The following is an 18,067-nucleotide window of genomic DNA, read 5'->3' on the forward strand; positions in this document are numbered from 1 at the left end:
TCCGCTCATGAGCCAGCCGGAGGTCTGGAGTCAGAGAATCGATTCAAGACCAGTGCCATGACGAGGTCAGCATGCGTCCGTGAGCCTTCGCCATGGGTGATGAACTGCTTGAAGTCGTCCCCGGGCAAAGCCTGTCTAAGTATGGGAGCGAGCAGCTCGATGGCGAAGCCCGCGTCGAGTTTGTCCTCGTCCGCGCACGCCAGCCAGCGTCTCACGACGACCATCGCCGAGGCGCGTGTGTCGCTGTGCGCGATCATCGTGGACCAGGCCCGGTGCACCGTCGTTCGGAGTTCAGGCTCGGCGGCGAGCATGCCGAGCACTGGAACCGGAACAAGGTCATCGCCGGGATCGATGAGCGCGAGCAGGCCGAGCTGGCCCGCTGCCGGGTCCTGCCCGGTGAACCAATCCGCGACGGCGGCCATCACATGTGGCCTGACTTTGTCGTCGGTGGCCAGCGCTCGCAGAGCCTGAGACGCGGCATCGCGGACGACAGGCTGCTCATTGCTGAACAGCCATCTCAGCCTTGAAAGGGCGGCTGCGGGACTCTGCCGCCCGAGCTTGCCCGCGCAGACCTCCGCCACGCCGGTCAACAGTTGAACGTCGGCCTTTCCCCGTGCCCAGTCGTACAGTCGCCGTCGTACCACAGCACCGACTTCTGGACTCACAGCGAGTTGTTCCAGCACTGTGATCCCCAGTTGCCGGTGCCGAGATGATCCGATCATCCAGCGTTGCAGAATGTCGAGAACCTCGAGAGATCCAAGCTGCGTTGCGAGGTTTGCCAGTACGTCAGCGACCCGCCGCAGCTCGTTCGCAGCGGGGCCTTTTTCGGCGGTTATCCCTGCGAGCCATGTCCGAATCGGTGCACGCAGTCGCGGCCGCTCACGCCAGATCCTGCTCAGAACGGCCAGGTCCAGACCGGGATGGCGCCCGGTGATCGTAAGCGTGTCGCCTCTTCGCTCCGCCTCGATCCCCTGGATCAGGTCGCTCAGCTCGGGTCCGACCAGAATTTCACTGGGCTCGGGTGTGGCTCGAAGCAGCCTCAGGAGCTCCTCAGACGCATCCAGCACGGTCTCCGTCGGCGCGCCATCAAGTACGGCGACGGAGATGAGCAGCGCACGTGAACGGGCGGCGCCGACCTTCGCGGTCCTCGCCTGCACACCCTCGCCTGCCTTACTGGACTCGTGTTCGGACAGCTGCGCGGCCAGGTAGTCGCCCCAGTGGTGAAACTCGTCGCGAATCGCCTTCACGGCGGTCTCGTCGTGTGTGGTCTGTCGACGAACGATCGCCGCTAGTTCGGCCGCCCGTCCAGGCCGTGGATCGTTAGCCACGAGCTCGGCAACTGTCGCCTGCAACCTCTCATCCGCTGCGATCCAGGCGAGGTGATCTCGGGACGCAAGGAGATGTGCTGTCAGCACCTCGTCAGAAGCTGGCATGCCGAGGTCAACCGTGAGGCCCTGGGCGTGCGGTCTGCAAGCTCGCCAGAGCCGCTCGGTGACGAGGATGACCATCCTTGCTCCAAGGCGCGCCAAGTCAGCACCATGGCCCACCAGCGTGCGACCGAACTGCTCGGGAATGTCCGCAGGCTCGTCGGTGAGGTCGAGAAGGTAACGCCCGGCGGGTTCGCGGGGAAGCAGGTCGACCCGAGGGTTCGATTCCCAGTCCGTCAAGCATTCGCTGACCTGTTCGTCTGCGAGCAAGTTGAGGGCGCAGGTCCGTCGACCGGAGTTTCGTGGCCCGCACAGCGCCACGATGGGGAGGTCTGCACGAGTCAGACGCGCCAGGGCGTCGTCGTACTGGGGTGGAGGGGCGAAGCCGGCGCGCGCTCGCTCGACCTCCTCGTCGAGGGTGACCTGTGGGAGCCAACGCAGCTGCTGCGTAATCCAGTTGATGGTGTCGCCGGCCTGCAGAACTGTTCCGCCGTCAGTCGCATTCGCGTTCTGCTGGATCGGGAGTGGTGCCGCAGGCCAACGTGGCGCAGGCTCTCCATGCCGATTGTGGCCATCGCTCAGGTTCGGCGCGGAATACGTGTGACCTGGGACCGCAAGGCCGGTGGTGTCCTCGGGCAAGGGGCGGAAGATGTCGTCGTCCATGGCTCTCTCTCGGGACGGCTGGTGAGTTGCGTACGACTGAGGCGTTGTCGTCTAGGACCGTCGAGGCGAGACGCGGTTGACGTCGCGACCTGCTTGGATGACCGTGCCTCCGTGCGTGGCGAATCCCTGCTGCTGGACGGACGGCTGGTCCGGTTGTGGGAGCTGCTCCTGGATCTCCTCGAGCAGAACCTGGAATGCCGCGGCGAAGTCGGGATCGGTTCGCAGGCGATGGCGCAACTGTCCACGCAGCTCGGCCTCCGCAACGAGCGCACCACGCTCATCTGAACCTGGCCCGCGCACAAGGCTCAACGTTCGTTCGAGTTCCGCCGCCACGTCCTCTTGGTCCTGGTCCTTGCCACGACCGAATAGCCGTACGACGCGCTCCTTGATCTGCTCCCATGCCCCGGTCGTCATAGCAGTAACGAGTGTTGCCGCGCCGGTCTGAGCCAGCTCGCCGAAGTCCATCGCAGCCTCCCCCTGATCGAACGATGCGGCTTAGACCGTAAATGAATTCGCCAGGCCTGGCGACGCAACCCGGCGAGTCGTCCAGCAGGGGCAACTTCCGCTGTGCCCTTCGATTCGATAACTATCCGCGTATAGTTATTCTCATGCCGAGACCGGAACTGAGCCAAGAACAGAGGGACCTCGGCGCGGCGCTTGGACACGAGATTCAGGAACGCCGCGCTGACCGGAGCGCCGCGTCGCTCGCAGAAGCTGCTGGCGTACGTCTCGATACGTTGCGGAAGCTTGAGCAGGGCGGCACCCCAACCCCCGGGTTCTTCCTGGTGGTGGACATTGCTCGAGCACTTGAGGCGACATTGGACGAGTTGGCAGGTGCGGCCAGACAACGTGCGGGAGCGAGGACATGAGCGCAACGGTCACCGGGCTCAGCGCCACTATCTGTCCGTCGCCAGACCGGAAATTCCAAGCTGGACGAGCCGACCCGGGGACGGACGACGTCACTTTGGTCGGATCGGGATGGGCTCGGACCTTCGATTGGGGACAGCCGGCATGGCTCGGCTCGGCCGCGTTTTGGGTGGAGCAGACGCGGATCCGCCCGCGGCCCGACACCTATCAGGTCGGACGAACCTTGATCGAAGAGACCGCGCTCTGCCTCCTCGGTGGCTACGGAGTATCTGAGCCGATGGCCGCCGCAGCGTTCAACGCTGTGCGCGACGCTGGACTGTTGAGCGAGATTCAAACGCCAACAGTGGCAGCCATTGAGGCGGTACTTCAGATACCGCTTGATGTGCCGGGCAGACGAGCACCTGTGCGCTATCGCTTCCCGGCACAGCGCGCTCGGCGACTGGCCGGGGCCGTGGCCTGCATTGGGCAGAGCGAGCCTTCGGACTGTTGGTCGGCCCGAGAGCTGAGGTCGTGGCTAACGCAACTTCCCGGCGTCGGGCTGAAGACTGCGTCGTGGATTGTGCGGAACCTCAGACGCAGCGACGATGTAGCGGTCATCGATATCCACATCCGGCGGGCAGGCGTATTCGCAGGCGTGTTCGATCCGCATTGGAGGCTGCCGCGGGACTACGAGCTGTTTGAGGAAGCCTTCTGCGCGTGGGCTCGTCATGGAGACGTTCCGACTGCAGACATGGATGCGTGCATTTGGTCGTCCCTCGCCGGTCTCGGCAACGCTGCTCGAACGCTGTTCGGTGTCGAGCGACTCGCCGATCTGGACTGATCCAGGCGGCACGGTGGTGTAGCTTGCGGAGCCTAAAGGGCACGTGTCGAGGCAAGGGGGAGACGACATGGTCGGAAGTGGCGGGGGCGGTGGAGGCGGCACCGGCGCGAGCGGGGGCCACGGCGGAAGCGGTACACCGGAGACCGATTGCAGCCGGTTGATTTTCGAGGCATCGATCGCATCGCCCAACCCCGCAGTAGTGGCTACTCTGGCGGTCGGCGATATCTGCGACGTGGCGCTGTTGTCCACCCCCACTCGAATCGCGGTGCTCACCAGACCCGCCGGTGAGGTGCTCGGCGCGATCACCGAACAATGGCACGCTCTCGTGTCTTGTATAGGCCGGGGGGCCACCTTCGAAGCTGAGATACTTCAGGTGATGCCGTATGTCCGTGTTCAGGTTCGTCCGGCCCGATGAGTGGGGTTGCTGCTGTTCCACCGGTCACGGTGGTCGGTGGGACGTACCGTGAGCAATGCGCCGAACCAGTCGGCGACGCGCTCTATGGGTCCGGTGTGCGTGCAGCTGGAATCTTGACGAGCTTGGGGCATCAGGTCGAGTTTCATACCTGCGTCGATCGCGCATCACGTCGCGAGGCAGAGTCCGTGCTGGGTTGTCTGGGAGTCGCCGCTGTGGTGATCACGGGCCGACCGCAGCCCTTGTCGTTTCGCTACGCGACTCCAGTCTCCCCAGCCACGTGGAGCTCGTCTCTCGTCGCGGGGCCGGTTGAGGTTGCCGCGGATGTGGTTGTCGCCTTTGGCATGATTGAGACGGCGTGGTCTGTGACTGGCGAACGTGTGGTCATCGACCCTCAACATGGTGACCTGGAACCGATGCTGGACTCGACGAGCGCGACGTCGCTCGCTGTTGTCCTCAACGCAAACGAAGCGGAACGCCAAACCGGTCTCGGTTGTATAGAAGCTGGCCATCAGATCCGGGGTCGCGGCATTGATGTGGTGGTGATCAAGCGCGGCGCGCTCGGCGGTCTGGTCTTCTCTGATGCCGGTGTTGAGGCGTACGGCGCCATTCCGACCGACCGCGTTCGGCCGATCGGATCTGGCGACGCATTCACCGCGGGATTCACGCACGCCTGGGCGCTCGACCCATCGGCGCCGACCGAAGCAGCTCGGTTCGGTGCTCAGGTTGCCGCCGCGCACTCTCTCATCGGCATACCGCAGGTCAGTCCCGAGCTACTCGCCACGCTTGCAAGTCCGCTCACTCCAATTGGCGAGACTCCGCGAGTTTATGTTGCCGCGCCGTTCTTCACGCTGCCAGAGCGCCTGCTCCTCGAGGTCGTCCGCGGTGGCCTCAGCGACTCAGGCATCGCTGTCTTCTCGCCATTCCACGACGTCGGCCTAGGAGGCGACGAGGTCGCACTGGCTGACCTCGATGGCCTTCAAGCGTGTCACGCTGTCCTAGCGCTACTTGACGGAGCCGACCCTGGGACGGTCTTTGAGGTCGGTTGGGCCACGAAGGCATCGATCCCAGTCATCGGCTTCTGCGGACATCCGCCGGCGCATGAGTGGACGATGCTTCGTGGCACAGGCTCGACAGTCACCGATGATCTCCCGACTGCTGTTTACCAAGCAGGCTGGGCGGCGATCGGCGAGGTCTACCGTAGGGAGCAGTCATGAGCCGACTGCTGTTGCTCTCGGGCGGTCTCGATAGCGCCTGCATCGCTGCGTGGTTGAGGCCCGAGTTGTGCCTCAGCATCAACTACGGACAGCGTCCAGCAACCGCTGAACGTCGCGCGGCGGATGCGGTCGCGCGGCAACTGCGGATTCCGATCGCGCACGTCACGGTCGACGCCTCCGCTGTGGGCAGCGGGCTGTTGGTCAGCGATCAGGAAACAGCCGGCCGCCCCACGGAATGGTGGCCTTATCGAAACCAGCTGCTGATTACGCTTGCTGCAGCTTGGGGAATCGGTCGTGGGACGCATGAGGTGATGCTCGGGACTGTGGCGGGCGATGGTGAACGCCACGCCGACGGAACGCCCGCTTTTCTCGAGTCGATGGCCGCGCTGCTCAGGGTGCAGGAGGGGCGGCTGACTGTCAGTGCACCGGCACAAGACCTGCAGACCGAAGAACTGCTCCTGCGCTCCCAGATCGACGATGCGACGTTGGCATGGACTCACTCCTGCCACCGTGACAACATCCCTTGCGGAGATTGCCCGGGCTGCCGCAAAAGAGTCGCGACGCTTACTGCTGCCGAACGACTGCGCTGAGGCCGAGGCAAATGCCGCGCACGAAGGCCGCCGTGGGTATGACAGCCTTGCTCGCGGTGCTGTTCCTTACCTCAGCTGCTGCCTCTAACTGGGCGATCAACAACATTGGGCGTAACAACGGACTCGACTCGCCTCACACTGTCCCGATCGGCTGGGGGCTGCAGGCTCCCTCTGGCGTCGTACTGATCGGGCTCATGTTCGCGGTCCGTGACTCGCTGCACGAGCGAATCGGCCTCAGGGGGACACTTCTACTCATCGCAACAGCCAGCGCAGTCAGCGCCATCGTCGCCCCGCCCACACTCGTGGTCGCCTCCGGCTTCACGATGCTCGTCGCTGAGTCGTCAGATGCACTCGTCTATCAACGGCTACGGGCGGCCGGACGGTTCATGGCGGCGGCGATGAGCAATGTGGTCTCTTCACTTCTCGATTCGGTCCTCTTCCTGACCGTTGCCTTCGGTGCCGCGGCCGCGCTCGCTGGCTCGCTTGCACTCTTCATCGGAAAGCTCCAAGCATCACTCGTCGTGATGCTCGTCCTGAACGTGGCGCGCCGGCTCGCGTCCTCGCCGCGCTTACGCGACGACGGGTCACCATGAGCGGTGAGGCCGCGGAACGGCGCTAACACGATGTCGTTTGATGCGATCGGTGATGTGACGTAGTCGTCGGTGATGCTGACCCGGTCATCACTGGCCTTGTGGCTGCCGTGATCGCCTTCCTGCTGGTTCGGGGCCTACGGGTCCGAGATGCGTGCGGCCATGGACATGCACGGACGCTCGGGTTGGCAGGCGTGCCTTCTCGACGGCCTCCTCTGACTCCCGACGGACCATCGATTTGTGCAGTCGCGAGCGCTCCGCGTTTATTCAGCAGAATCGACGGAAGGTGATGGCTGTGCACGGTCACTGATGCGCAGCTTGGTGGTGTGAATCCGCAGGTCACGGGTAGATTTGGTAATTGATGACAAACGATGAGCGAATTCATATACGACTCCGCGGGTTGTGGGTTCGAGTTGGGCGGGGTTCTACGAATCTCCAGGTTGGGCGCCCGCCGGCTCCGCCGGCAGGGCGAAGGTCGGCTATTACTCAGCCAAATTGGCTGAGGCGGCTCCGGAGCGACTGGGTGATCAGCCGCCTGTTGGTCGTGTGCCGGATGACTACCGGCCCCGCGTACCGCTCGTCGGTGCGTGATCCAGTGCAGCGCTCTTGCTTTCGCTTGAACTTCGGCTCAGCCGGGCGTTGAGGTCCCGTTGACTGTCGACGGAGGAGGGCTCAGAGTGGACCGCTTGCTCGGGACGCGGATTCAGTGGTCTGGCTCAGGGGGTTGTTGCTCGAGTGTGAGTCGGCGGCGTTCGACCTCCTCGGCTGCCTTTTGCATGAACCAGCGCATGATCTCGTACGGGATGATGTGTTCGTCGTGGCTGCGGATGTGGACGGTGGGTTCCTGATCAGGGTCCTCGTCTGGTACGACGGCGACCAGGAACGCCGGTCCAGGGATGTGGGTCGGTGCATCGGGATTGTCGGCCCATGTATCGGGTGCCGGGGTGGCTTCGCTCAGTTCCACGCACCATGCGTCGTCCGGCAGGGCGTAGTGGAACTGGATGGCATAGTGACGGTCGTCGTGAACGCGGAACTCTGGCATTTCCGCATGTTGCCACACTGCGTGGAGCTTTCTGCAGGTATCAAGACAGGGGCTTGAGGGTGCGGAGGAGAGTCGTTGTCGTTGTGGCCGCGGTCTTCGTGGCCGTCGGCGTGGGTGTTGGATTGGTGGTGCGGGGTTCTGGCGATCCGGGCAGGATCCGTGAGGGGGATGCCTTCGGTGTCGACGAAGGCTCGTATGAGATTGGCATTCCGACTGCTCAGGTCAACGACGATGTTTGGTACTTCGCGCCGGGGATCACCAATCGGTCGTCGGAGAAGTTGACGTTGGAGGATGTTCGGCCTGGGACGTTGCCTGATGGCATCGTGTTTGTCGGCGCTCGGTTGTTCGACAAGGATGCGTTTGTCACTGGTGTACCGATGTCGTGGGACAGCAGTGGTGGGTCGGCTGGTGACGATCCGTCCAGGAAGCCGTCGACCGAAGTGCGTGGGTACGCGCTGCTGCCGGGGCAGACCTTGCCGGACGAGAAGATCGTCTACCTGCATGTTCGGATCTCCACGACGAGACGTCCGCTGATGTCCAAGGGGGTCGAGTTCATCTATGAACAAGGCGGCAGACGCTATTCGCAGACGTTGAGCGCGAACCTCACGGTCGCCGCCCCATCCCCGAAACGGTGATCGAGTTCGGTGCCTTAGCGAAGGCACTGAGGTCTACGGTGCGAGGGTTGCCGGCTGGTCGGAGGTCATTGTGCCGGTCGCGGTGACCTGGCCGGACTTGGCGACCTGGTCGCTGACATCGCCGCGAGGGCGTACGGCTGACCCTTCGGTTCCGGTTTCATGGGGTGGCGTGGGGTGGGGGTGGGTGGTTACCTTCTGTAGCGGGACGTGGGCGGTGGGTGTGGAACCGGGTTGTGGGTTGTTGCGTCGGAGGGGTTCGGTGTGAGTCCAGCGCAGGTGGAGGTGGTGCGGCGGTGTTGTTCCGGGTGCTGGGGCCGGTGGAGATCGATGGCACCGATGCGGTCAGCTATATCCGTGCCGACAAGCCCCGGGCGCTGCTGGCGCTGCTGTTGGTGAAGGCCAACACCTGGGTGGGTGTGGGCGAGATCATCGACACCGTCTGGGTCGGCAAGACGCCGCCGGTGTCGGCTGAGCGCAACATCGGGACGTACATCTGGCAGCTGCGGAGAGCGCTCCCGCCGGTCGGTGTGGAGGGTCAGCGGATCGAGAGCAGGTCCAAGGCGTACCGGATTCGCGTGGAGGCCGGTGAGCTGGACTCCGATCGGTTGCAGGCGTTGCTGGCCGCGGGGGACGAGGCCCTGGACGCCGGCAACGCGGCAGCGGCCGTGAAGCACCTGGAGTCCGCACAGTCGCTCTGGCGAGGTACGCCGTACGAAGGGCTGGTCACCGATGGGCATCAGCCTGAAGTAGCGCGGTTGACCGAGTTGCACTGGTCTGTCCGGGAGCGGCTCGCCGATGCGTTGATCGGTACGTCGCGGTTCGCCGACGCGGTCGCACTCTGCAGAGGCCTGACGACCGAGGACCCGTTGCGGGAGACGAACTGGGTGCGGCTGCTCGTTGCCTACCGGGACGCGGGACGGCGGGCTGACGCGCTCGCGGCGTACCAGAAAGCGCGGACTGCGCTGGTGGACGAGTTGGGCACCGAGCCGGGGCCGGAGCTGCGCGCGCTGCAGCAGCAACTGCTGACCGACGTACCGGAAGAGCCCAAGCCGGAGCCACCCGGACCTGATGCGTACGTGCGGACCGTGCTCGAGGCCGCAGATGCACTGAACGGACAGCACGCGGCCGCGGCACGCCACTGGTTCACCACCCGGCACGCCGAGTTCACCACTGCAATCAGCCAACTGCTGGCGGCCGACGACGTCTCGAACGCGTGGCTGCTGACCAGTGCGGTGCACCAGTTCATCGAGACCGGTGGAAACGTGCCGGGGTGGGCTCCGCTCGTCGCTCAGGTCGCAGCTGCGACCCGGTCAGGTAAGGACTGGTACGGCGAGCTCATCACCCGCAATATCCTCGGCATCGCGCTGACACGTGCCGGTCGGGTCCACGACGCACGCGTCGAGTTCACTGCGGCTCTCGGCGTCGCCTCTGTGCACGACGACCGGGACGCCGAGGGCACTGTGCTGGTCAACCTGGCTCTGGCCGAGGCGAGCACCGGTGCGCGGCAACAGGCCGCGGAGTACCTGCGTCGCGCGCTGCGGCTGCTGCCGGAGTCGCCGACCGCCGTCGAGGCTCGCGCGGCCCTCGCCGAGCTGGGCGAACCCGAGAACCCGGCGCGGTCCCCGGTGGCCTCGTGACGACCGCTTCCGGACGACTCATGGCCGGATGTATCGCCGCTGTACCGCAACTGGACCGATGAAAGGCACCGTAGCCGCATGACTCGTATTGCCCGTGCCATCCGTCGGCCGGTCGCCTGGTGGACGGTCGCGGCGTTGATCCTCGGGACGTTCGTCGGCCTGTCCGCGCTCGGTCGCGGCGCACCGGCGGTCGCCTTCCAGCAGGCCGGTCACTGGGTCTACAACGCGACCGTCGGCGCGGTCTTCCGGGTCGACGGCGGCGGCAAGAGTGTCGACGCCGAGGTCCGTGGTGTGCAGGCCGAGGCGGGCAGCCAGGTCGTCCAGGGCGCCACCAACGGGTACGTCGTCCGCGCGGACGGGGTGATCGTGTTCGGCAAGTCCGACTTGACCGTGAAGAGCACGGTCCGGATCGGGATCCCGGAGGAACCGATCGGTATCGAGGCGCAGAGCGGGCCGTACCTGGTGTACCGGCAGCACGGGCAGATCGTCCGGCTCGGCGACCAGCAGCAGACGGTCACCGTGGGCAGTGTGGTGTCCAGCGCGATCGCCACCGCCGACGGCGCGCTCTGGCTGCGGAACGCCGACCACTTCTGCCGGCTGGCGCCGGCGTCCACCACGCTGGCCTGTGAGCTGCCGGGGCAGACCGGCGATGCCGGTGCGCTGCTGAGCGTGGCCGGTAAGCCTGCGTTCGCCAACCTGTCGAAGCGGACGCTGACGCCGCTGACCGGTGACACGGCAGGGCGCGCCGTGCCGATGGACGTCAGCGGCTCACTTCCGGCCAACGCCGTAGTAGCCCAGTCCGACGTCAAGGGCCGCATCCCGATCCTGGCCGGGCAGCGGTTGTTGCTGGTCGACGCTGCCGGCACCAAGGCTGCTGAGAGCATCAGTCTGCCGCCAGGCCGGTACGACGCTGTCGCCGCGACCGGTGCCGCTGTGGCGGTTCTCGACGCCGAGAAGCGCGTCGTCCGGACGTTCGGACCCGACGGCAAGCCGCTGCACACGCATGAGCTCGCCAAGAAGAAGGGCGATCACAAGCACGGGCCGCGAGTGACTCCCGGGCAGGACGGCCGCATCTACATCGACGACGAGACCGGTGAGGTCGTGACCGTCGTCGACGGCGACGGGACCGTGAAGGAGGTCGACGTCGACGGCGGCAACAAACCGGTGTCGCCGTCCGCGACCGAGAAGCCGACGCCGAGCCCGAGCACCCCGACGCCCAGCAGTACGCCGACCTCGACGCCGCCGTCAACACCGCCGCCGACCCGGCGACCGATCCTGCCGCCGATCCACGTCACCGTCGGACCGGACAAACCCCGCCGGACCGAGACGGTCGAGCCCAGGACGACGGAGCGCAAGCCGACTCCGACCGAGACCACCGAGCCGACCACACCGCCGACGGTCAAGCCGACGGCGAAGCCGACCGCCAAGCCGACGAAGCCGACCGTGCCGCCGCCGGCCGCGCCGGGAGCGCCGGGATCGGTCTCCGCCAAGTCAGGCCAGGGAAAGGCGACGGTCAGCTGGACGGCTGCCCGTGCGAACGGCGCTGTGATCACCGGCTACAAGGTGAGCTTCCGGGTCGCGCCCGGCACGTTCGTGGTCGGCCTGCCGGCGTCAGGCTCGGTCACTGTCGGCGGCAGCACCCGCAGCCACAGCTTCAGCCAGTTGCTGAACGGCGGCGGCTACATCTTCACCGTGGCCGCGACCAACCGCGTCGGGACCGGCCCGGCTGTTGACACCAAGGTGACGTCGATCGGCGGGACCGCCGCGCCGCCGGACGCTCCGACGAAGGTCAGTGCGGCAACCAAGGCCGATGGCTCCGTCACTGTCTCCTGGACCTCGCCCAGTACTTCCGACTACACGCTGTCCGGGTACACAGTGCTCGGCTCGGACGGGTCGACGACGCAAGTGCCGACGTACATGACCTCGACGACGCTGAAGCCCGCGCTGGGCAAGGGCGTGAGCTACCGAGTGACCGCCAAGAACAGTGCGGGCACCTCACCGCGCTCCGCGGCCACGCGCACGGTCTACCCGTACGCCCCGGCTGCAGCCCCGAAGGTCACCGCCACTCCGGGCAGGGGCTCGGTGTCGCTCACTTGGACCGCGCCGAACCTCAATGGCGGTCAGTTGGTGCACTACGTCGTCTCGGCCACCGGCCAGGCGGACAGGACCGTGACAACGACCAGCACCCGCTACACCGGGCTCACTGCTCTGCAGTTGACGTTCACGGTCAAGGCGATCACGCGAGAGCGCAACAACAGCAGCAGTGCGACCGCTACGGGTGCAGCCGGTTCCACGACGGCGGCTCCGACCGCCGGAGCCCCGGCGTTGCCTCCGGCAAGTACGCCGACCGCACGGGTACGACGTACGTCGCGTCAACGGAAGCATGCACGGAAGCATGCGCGGAAGAATGCACGGAAGGATGCGCAGTGGTGATGCGGGACCCGGAGCGTGGCATGGAGCCGCAGCAGGCGTACGAGCTGATCGCCACGAACGTCCAGCGGGTGATCCGCGGCAAGCCGCAGGTCGTCCGGCTGGCGGTCGTGACGCTGTTCGCCGGCGGGCATCTGCTGATCGAGGACCTGCCGGGGCTGGGCAAGACCAGCTTGGCCCGCAGTCTGGCGCGCAGCATCGGCGGCCGCTGGAGCCGGATCCAGTTCACACCTGACCTGCTGCCCGGCGACATCACCGGTGTGGTCGTGTACGACCAGGGGCAGGGCCGGTTCGTGTTCCACCCCGGTGGTGTGTTCGCGAACGTCGTCCTCGCCGACGAGGTCAACCGCGGTACGCCGAAGACGCAGTCCGCGCTGCTCGAGGTGATGGCCGAGCGGCAGGTCACCGTCGACGCGGACACGCACCGCGTGCCGGACCCGTTCATGGTGCTGGCCACGCAGAACCCGATCGAGATGGAGGGCACGTACCGGTTGCCGGAGGCGCAGCTGGACCGTTTTCTGCTCCGGATCGAGATGGGCTACCCGGACCTGGACGCCGAGGTGGAGATCGTGGCGTTGGACGGCGCCGGACCGACACCGGACGACCTGGAGCCGGTGATCGACCCGGAGACGCTGAGCGCTGTCATCGCCGCGGTCCGGTCGGTGTACGTCGACGAGGCGGTGATGGCGTACGCCGTGCGTCTCGCCGCCGCGACCCGGCTGCACAGCGCGGTCCGGTACGGCGCAAGCCCGCGTGGCAGCATCGCTCTGATCCGCGCGGCCCGGGCGATTGCGGCGACGGACGGGCGGTCGTTCGTGACACCGGACGACGTGAAGGGCATCGCGCATCCGGTGCTCGCGCATCGCCTGGTCCTGACCGCGGAGGCCACGCTGGCTCGTCGTACGGCGGAGAGCGTCGTGGACGACGTACTCGAAGACACCCCGGCACCTGGCAACCCGGTACGGCGTGACCTCAAGCGGGCTCTTGGCGTCGTGCCATGAGAACCAGGCTCACGCTACGAGCCTGGGGAGTGCTGGCCGGCTCCGTCGCCTTGCTGGTGGCAGGTCAGCTGCTCGGCTACCCGATGCTGCGAGTGCTGGCCGGTGCTGGTCTGGCCGCGGTACTCGTCAGCGTGCTGACCGTCGTGCGTCGGCCGAAGGTCGCTGTGGAGCGTGTGCTGTACCCGGACCGCGTCGAGTGCGGTCAGCCGGCGTTGGCGCGGCTGGTGGTGCGTAACGAGTCCACACGTCGGCAGCCGGCCTTCGTCGCTGCGGACAACGCCGGCGCGCACCAGCCCGAGGTAGCGGTCGCAGCGCTGGCGCCGAACGGCGTCGCGACGTACCACTACGAGCTCCCGACCGCCCGTCGAGGACCGCTGCCTGTCGGGCCGTTGCTGCTGCGCCGGTCCGACCCGTTCGGGCTCGTCTCCTGCCAAGTGTCGATCGGCAGCGTGGCAACGCTTCTCGTACACCCGAAGCGGTACGCCGCTCGGACGGCGGCCGGTATCCGGCAACGCCATCACTTCGAAGGGCCTGTGTCGGCCGGACCGCTGCGTGGCTCGATCGATCTGCGCCGCTTGCGTGAGTACGTCCCCGGTGACGAGGTCCGCCACGTGCACTGGAAGGCGTCCGCGCGCGCAGGCCGGTTGATGGTGCGTGAGTACGTCGACCCGGATCAGCCGCGGCTGCAGCTCCTGCTGGACACGAGGACGGCCGCGCTCACCGCGGACCAGTTCGACACCGCTGTTTCGGTTGCGGCATCGATCCTGGTGGTCGCCGCACAGTCAGGTCAGCGCCTTCGACTCACCACGCCGTGCGGCATGGACCACGACGTACAGTCCGTGAGCGACCTGCTCGACGAACTCGCCAGAGTGGAGCAGGCGGCGTCCACGACCAACCTGCTCGAGTCCCTGCCTGTTGCCCATGACGGTGGCGCGCTGGTCGTGCTGACCGGCGACACTGCCGGGCTGGCCGCGATGCCGAGCGTCAGCTCGAGCTACCGCCCTGTCGTGTACATCGACCTGACACGCGACGAGCCGTCGTTGCACACCGGCGCAAGTGTCCACGTCATCCACGCCGGTGCAGCACAGACCGCCGTCGACGCCTGGAACGCAGTCCCAGCATGAGTCGACGTCTACCAGTCCTCGGAGTGCTTGCTGCCGGTGTGGTGGCGGGGCTGCTGTTCGCGCCGCTGTTCGGTACGTCGGCTGTGCTGTGGCCGATGTTGGCGGTCGCTTTTGTTGCGTTTCTGGTTGAGGAAGCGATTCTGCGTCGACCGCAACTTGCCCGTGCGCGAGTCCCGCTGACGCTGGTCGGTGGTGTCGTGGCGCTGCTGGTGGTCATACCTGGTGCCGCCGGCCGGCCGGTATCGCTTTGGGAGGCCGTGACGTCCGGCTGGCGTCGTACGCTCGAGTCGACGTGGCCGGCCAGCCCGTCGCCGGACTTGGTCGCGTTCGTCCCAGTGCTTGTTTTGCTGGCGTGCCTTGTCGGTGCGCGTGTTCTGCAACGCTCTCGGCTGTTGGCGCTGCTACCCGCGGTTGTGGTGGCTGGTCTGTCGCAGGCGTATGTGACAGTGACCGGACTGGATGCAGTACTGGTTGGACTGGCGCTTGCTGGTTGTTTCGCGTTGGTTCTGCTGCAGTGGCCGGGTGAGCGTGCTGCTTGGGTCCGCCTGGTCGCTGCGCTCGCTGCTATGGCGGTCGGTGCCACCACACTCGGACTTGCCTTGCCAGCGTCGACGTCGGTTCACCTCGCGAAGCCGAGCCCGCCTGACTCGCCGACTGTTCTCAGCAACCCACTGACCGAGGTGGCCGCGCGGCTGCGCGAGCCGGACACGGTGGTGTTCACCGCGCGCGCGGACGGCCCAGTGGACCGCTGGCCGGTCATTGCCCTGGACAACTTTGATGGTGTCACCTGGACGGCCGCGCCGAAGTTTCAGCGTCTGGGTCGCGAGCTGCCGCTCGACTCGCGGGTGAAGGTGCCGGTACGGCGCCAGTCCGCGGACGTCGCGCTCGCGGACTGGTCACTGCCTTGGCTGCCGAGCCAGACGCGCACGCTGTCCGTCGTGGACGACCAGCCGCTGCTGGTCGATCCGGCGTCCGGTGCGCTGCTGGCCGAGGAGAAGCGGCCGTCGCAGTACCGGGTCAGCTGGGCCGAGCCGACGGTCGATGCGGAGCAGCTCGCGTCGTCGGGCATCGACGCGGACGCGGGCAGCAGCGCCGATCTCGGTGAGGTGCCGGCAGGTATCGACGAGCTGGCACGCAGCATCGCCGGCGACGTACGCCCGTCGTTCCAGCTGGCGCTGGTGCTCGAGAAGTACCTGCGGACGAACTACAAGCTGGCCACCGGCGAGAACCTCCCCACCGGTCACGGGTATCCGCAGCTCAACCACTTCCTGCTGCGGAGCAAGCGCGGTACGTCGGAGCAGTTCGCCGCGGCGTACGTCGTGATGGCCCGGCTGCTCGGACTACCGGCAAGGCTGGTGGTGGGCTTCAAGCATCCCGACACACCGAGCCCGGACGGGACGTACGTGATCCGGAACCGTGACGTCCTGGCCTGGCCCGAGGTCGCGGTGACCGGTGTCGGCTGGGTCGCGCTCGACCCCACCGGGACGGCGGTGTCCAAGGCGGGCGGTGGACTGGCCGGCGCCGCGGAGTCGGTACGGAAGCAGTTGCCGTCGACGAAGGAGATCGAGCGCGAACACCAGTCCGAGCCGACGCTGCCCGTGCCGGACGCGAAGACGACGTACCACTGGCCGGGCTGGGGTGTGCTGAGCGTGGTTGCTGCCGCGGCCGGAGCGCTGCTGGTGTTGTGGATCGTCGGTGTTCCCGCGGCGAAGGCGGTACGGCGGAGACGGCGCCGGCGGCACGGGACGCTCGGAGCATGGGCAGAGGCCCGTGATCTGCTGCGGGACCACGGCATGCGCGTGACACCGGCCGCCACGGCACGCGATCTGGCGCGCGACTCGGACGGTCCGGTGTCGCAGGCGATGACGTTGCTGGCGGGGTGTCTGGACCGGGCGTTGTGGTCGGGGCAGGACTCCGACCCGGACCGGGAGTTCGCCTGGTCCGCCGTACGGAAGGCCCAGCGCGGGCTGGCCGCGGGAGGGTTGTCGGAGCGGGTCCGTACGACGTTCAGCGTGCGCAGCCTGATCGGCTGATCAGCGCTCGCACTGGGCGTCGCGGATCGGGCGCGGGTCGGTCTCGATCTGGTTGATGCCGTCGGTGGCCTGCACCGCGAAGCAGTACTGGATGCCGGGCACGACCGCCACGCGGTACTTGGTGTGCTTGTAGACGAGCTTGGTGTCGGCGCGCTTGCCGGCCTGAGCGACGACGACCACGTAGTTGACGTCGGGCGGTCCGCTCCAACTGAGCTCGACGTAGGTGCTGTGGTCGGCCGGCGGGTTGAGCTTGACCACGAGCGCCGGTGTGGAGGCAGTCGTCGGTGTCGGGGCGCTGAGCGGAGGGGGGTCGGTCTGGCCTTTGCGGTTGACCACGGCAAGGGTCGTGATGACGGCGGCTGCGACGACAACACTTGCCGCCACCAGCAGCCAGCTACGTCGCTTGCTGCTGACCGCCGCCGACGCTGCGGTCGGTTGTGGGGTCGGTTGTGGGGTCGGGGCGACCGGCTGTGGCGGTGCGCTCGGCGCTTGCGGAGGTGGGGCGACCGCCTGAGCTGGCGTAGCAGGAGGCGGTGCGGCTGGAGTTGCTGCCGCGGGAGGCGGCGCGGCCGGCGACGAGCGGAGGAGAGCTCGAGACATGACAGCAGGGCGGGGCAACGGTGTTGCCGGGCGCGGAGCGCGCGCTCTTGGTGCCGGGGGAGCCGGTGTGGCGGTGACCGGTCGTACTGGAGGCATCGGCGGGGTCGTCGGCGTCGCCAACGCTGCCAGGGCCGCGGCGACGACCTCCGCGGACACCAGGCGCTTCGCCGGGTCCTTCTCCAGCAGACGTGCGATCACCTCCGCGAACGCGTCCGGCAGTACGTCGAGACGCTCCGGCGGCTCGTTCAGCACGCGCAGGATGTGCTCCCCGGCCGTTTCACCCATCCGTGCGGCCAGCGGCGGCTTCCCGCTGATCGCTGCGTGCAGCACGGCACCCAACGCGTACAGGTCTGACGACGCAGTGAGCGTCCCGTCCCGCAGCGTCTCCGGGGCGACGTACAACTGGCTCGGTGAGTTCAGGGCGGCGTGACCGGTGTGCTGGCCGAGTCCAAGTGTGAGTGCGGACAGCAGCGGACGCCCATCCGGCTGCAGAACCACCGCGCCGGGCGTTAGACCCCCGTGGATCAGCCCGGCGCCGTGCAGCGTGGCCAGGCCCTCAGCGAGCTGCCGGCCGAGGACAGCGAGCTCAGCAGGCGAGCGCAGCTGGCTACGCACCTGCTCCGCGAGCGTCCCGGTGTCGGCGACGCTGATCAGGTACGGGAAGCCGTCGACGACGCCGGACTCGAGAACCGGCGCCACGTGCGGATGGTCCACGCCCTGCAACGCATTGGCCTGCTTGCTGAACGTCGCCGCGGTACTCGCATCGACGCGGACCGAGTAGACCAGCGCATTGATCGCTGTTCCTTGCCGCAGGCATCGGTACACGCTCGGGATCCCGGCGCGGACCAGGACCACGTCCGTGCACCCCGGGAGCGCCGGGACGGAGTCAGGTCCTGCCATGTTTGTCACGTGTCCCATCTTCCCGTGCGAACAGGTCGTCCATGCCTCTGCGGCGCCTGCGGCCACACACTGGCCACAT

General features: G+C 67.0%; 15 protein-coding genes. 12 read left to right on the plus strand and 3 right to left on the minus strand.

Translation table 11 applies throughout. The annotated features are described in order from the left end of the window. Positions 1 to 5: 5 nt before the first annotated feature. Positions 6 to 2,090 carry a hypothetical protein gene (locus AB0L64_RS10425; RefSeq protein WP_363709891.1) on the minus strand — a complete coding sequence of 695 codons (2,085 nt, stop codon included), beginning with the start codon at positions 2,088 to 2,090 and terminating at the stop codon, positions 6 to 8. Between the two features lie 111 nt (positions 2,091 to 2,201). Here AB0L64_RS10425 and AB0L64_RS10430 point away from each other — a divergent pair, with 111 nt between their 5' ends. The 6 genes from AB0L64_RS10430 to AB0L64_RS10455 all read left to right on the plus strand — a co-directional run bounded on the left by AB0L64_RS10430 (position 2,202) and on the right by AB0L64_RS10455 (position 6,589). Continuing rightward, complete coding sequence (locus AB0L64_RS10430) at positions 2,202 to 2,375, plus strand: hypothetical protein (RefSeq protein WP_363709893.1); 174 nt, start codon at positions 2,202 to 2,204, stop codon at positions 2,373 to 2,375. A 323-nt stretch (positions 2,376 to 2,698) separates the two neighbouring features. Further along, positions 2,699 to 2,959: a helix-turn-helix transcriptional regulator gene (locus AB0L64_RS10435; protein WP_363709895.1), complete on the plus strand. Its 261-nt coding sequence runs from the start codon at positions 2,699 to 2,701 to the stop codon at positions 2,957 to 2,959. Further along, positions 2,956 to 3,777: a hypothetical protein gene (locus AB0L64_RS10440; protein ID WP_363709897.1), complete on the plus strand. Its 822-nt coding sequence runs from the start codon at positions 2,956 to 2,958 to the stop codon at positions 3,775 to 3,777. The genes AB0L64_RS10435 and AB0L64_RS10440 overlap by 4 nt, the downstream gene beginning before the upstream one ends. 756 nt (positions 3,778 to 4,533) lie before the next feature. Then, positions 4,534 to 5,406 carry a PfkB family carbohydrate kinase gene (locus AB0L64_RS10445; RefSeq protein WP_363709898.1) on the plus strand — a complete coding sequence of 291 codons (873 nt, stop codon included), beginning with the start codon at positions 4,534 to 4,536 and terminating at the stop codon, positions 5,404 to 5,406. After that, entirely contained in the window at positions 5,403 to 5,996 is a 594-nt protein-coding gene (locus AB0L64_RS10450; protein ID WP_363709899.1) for a 7-cyano-7-deazaguanine synthase, read from the plus strand. The genes AB0L64_RS10445 and AB0L64_RS10450 overlap by 4 nt, the downstream gene beginning before the upstream one ends. Positions 5,997 to 6,007: 11 nt before the next feature. Beyond that, positions 6,008 to 6,589 (plus strand): VUT family protein, encoded by a 582-nt coding sequence (locus tag AB0L64_RS10455; RefSeq protein ID WP_363709900.1) that lies wholly within the window; start codon positions 6,008 to 6,010, stop codon positions 6,587 to 6,589. 700 nt (positions 6,590 to 7,289) lie between these two features. On the opposite strand, the gene AB0L64_RS10460 is transcribed toward AB0L64_RS10455, so the two are convergent. Continuing rightward, a complete protein-coding gene (locus AB0L64_RS10460; RefSeq protein ID WP_363709901.1) occupies positions 7,290 to 7,628 on the minus strand; it encodes a hypothetical protein in 339 nt (112 codons plus the stop codon). Between the two features lie 83 nt (positions 7,629 to 7,711). Between AB0L64_RS10460 and AB0L64_RS10465 the strand changes: the two genes are divergently transcribed. From AB0L64_RS10465 to AB0L64_RS10490, 6 genes are all read left to right on the plus strand, one after another. Further along, positions 7,712 to 8,263, plus strand: a complete 552-nt coding sequence (locus tag AB0L64_RS10465; protein WP_363709902.1) for a hypothetical protein — start codon at positions 7,712 to 7,714, stop codon at positions 8,261 to 8,263. Between the two features lie 293 nt (positions 8,264 to 8,556). After that, positions 8,557 to 9,900, plus strand: coding sequence for a BTAD domain-containing putative transcriptional regulator (locus tag AB0L64_RS10470; RefSeq protein WP_363709903.1), 1,344 nt, complete (start codon positions 8,557 to 8,559; stop codon positions 9,898 to 9,900). A 78-nt stretch (positions 9,901 to 9,978) separates the two neighbouring features. Next, complete coding sequence (locus AB0L64_RS10475) at positions 9,979 to 12,333, plus strand: fibronectin type III domain-containing protein (protein WP_363709904.1); 2,355 nt, start codon at positions 9,979 to 9,981, stop codon at positions 12,331 to 12,333. Further along, the gene (locus AB0L64_RS10480; protein ID WP_363710522.1) at positions 12,333 to 13,331 is read left to right on the plus strand and encodes a MoxR family ATPase; all 999 of its coding nucleotides are present in this window, start codon (positions 12,333 to 12,335) and stop codon (positions 13,329 to 13,331) included. The genes AB0L64_RS10475 and AB0L64_RS10480 overlap by 1 nt, the downstream gene beginning before the upstream one ends. Then, positions 13,328 to 14,455, plus strand: a complete 1,128-nt coding sequence (locus AB0L64_RS10485) for a DUF58 domain-containing protein (protein ID WP_363709905.1) — start codon at positions 13,328 to 13,330, stop codon at positions 14,453 to 14,455. The genes AB0L64_RS10480 and AB0L64_RS10485 overlap by 4 nt, the downstream gene beginning before the upstream one ends. Next, a complete protein-coding gene (locus AB0L64_RS10490) occupies positions 14,452 to 16,488 on the plus strand; it encodes a transglutaminaseTgpA domain-containing protein (protein WP_363709906.1) in 2,037 nt (678 codons plus the stop codon). Before AB0L64_RS10485 ends, AB0L64_RS10490 begins: the two co-directional genes overlap by 4 nt. Here the strand turns inward: AB0L64_RS10490 and AB0L64_RS10495 are convergent, their stop codons facing one another. Beyond that, the gene (locus AB0L64_RS10495) at positions 16,489 to 17,988 is read right to left on the minus strand and encodes a protein kinase (protein WP_363709907.1); all 1,500 of its coding nucleotides are present in this window, start codon (positions 17,986 to 17,988) and stop codon (positions 16,489 to 16,491) included. Between the last annotated feature and the right edge of the window lie 79 nt (positions 17,989 to 18,067).

It is taken from the genome of Kribbella sp. NPDC051936 (genome assembly GCF_040680955.1).
Lineage (GTDB): Bacteria > Actinomycetota > Actinomycetes > Propionibacteriales > Kribbellaceae > Kribbella.

What these genes read in the sequence shown, in the direction of transcription:
- AB0L64_RS10480 (WP_363710522.1), top strand. Translation starts at nt 12,333, where the DNA reads ATGCGGGACCCGGAGCGTGGCATGGAGCCGCAGCAGGCGTACGAGCTG.
- AB0L64_RS10445 (WP_363709898.1), top strand. Translation starts at nt 4,534, where the DNA reads ATGATTGAGACGGCGTGGTCTGTGACTGGCGAACGTGTGGTCATCGAC.
- AB0L64_RS10485 (WP_363709905.1), top strand. Translation starts at nt 13,328, where the DNA reads ATGAGAACCAGGCTCACGCTACGAGCCTGGGGAGTGCTGGCCGGCTCC.
- AB0L64_RS10435 (WP_363709895.1), top strand. Translation starts at nt 2,699, where the DNA reads ATGCCGAGACCGGAACTGAGCCAAGAACAGAGGGACCTCGGCGCGGCG.
- AB0L64_RS10455 (WP_363709900.1), top strand. Translation starts at nt 6,008, where the DNA reads ATGCCGCGCACGAAGGCCGCCGTGGGTATGACAGCCTTGCTCGCGGTG.
- AB0L64_RS10475 (WP_363709904.1), top strand. Translation starts at nt 9,979, where the DNA reads ATGACTCGTATTGCCCGTGCCATCCGTCGGCCGGTCGCCTGGTGGACG.
- AB0L64_RS10495 (WP_363709907.1), bottom strand. Translation starts at nt 17,988, where the DNA reads ATGGCAGGACCTGACTCCGTCCCGGCGCTCCCGGGGTGCACGGACGTG.
- AB0L64_RS10490 (WP_363709906.1), top strand. Translation starts at nt 14,452, where the DNA reads ATGAGTCGACGTCTACCAGTCCTCGGAGTGCTTGCTGCCGGTGTGGTG.
- AB0L64_RS10450 (WP_363709899.1), top strand. Translation starts at nt 5,403, where the DNA reads ATGAGCCGACTGCTGTTGCTCTCGGGCGGTCTCGATAGCGCCTGCATC.
- AB0L64_RS10425 (WP_363709891.1), bottom strand. Translation starts at nt 2,090, where the DNA reads ATGGACGACGACATCTTCCGCCCCTTGCCCGAGGACACCACCGGCCTT.
- AB0L64_RS10440 (WP_363709897.1), top strand. Translation starts at nt 2,956, where the DNA reads ATGAGCGCAACGGTCACCGGGCTCAGCGCCACTATCTGTCCGTCGCCA.
- AB0L64_RS10460 (WP_363709901.1), bottom strand. Translation starts at nt 7,628, where the DNA reads ATGCCAGAGTTCCGCGTTCACGACGACCGTCACTATGCCATCCAGTTC.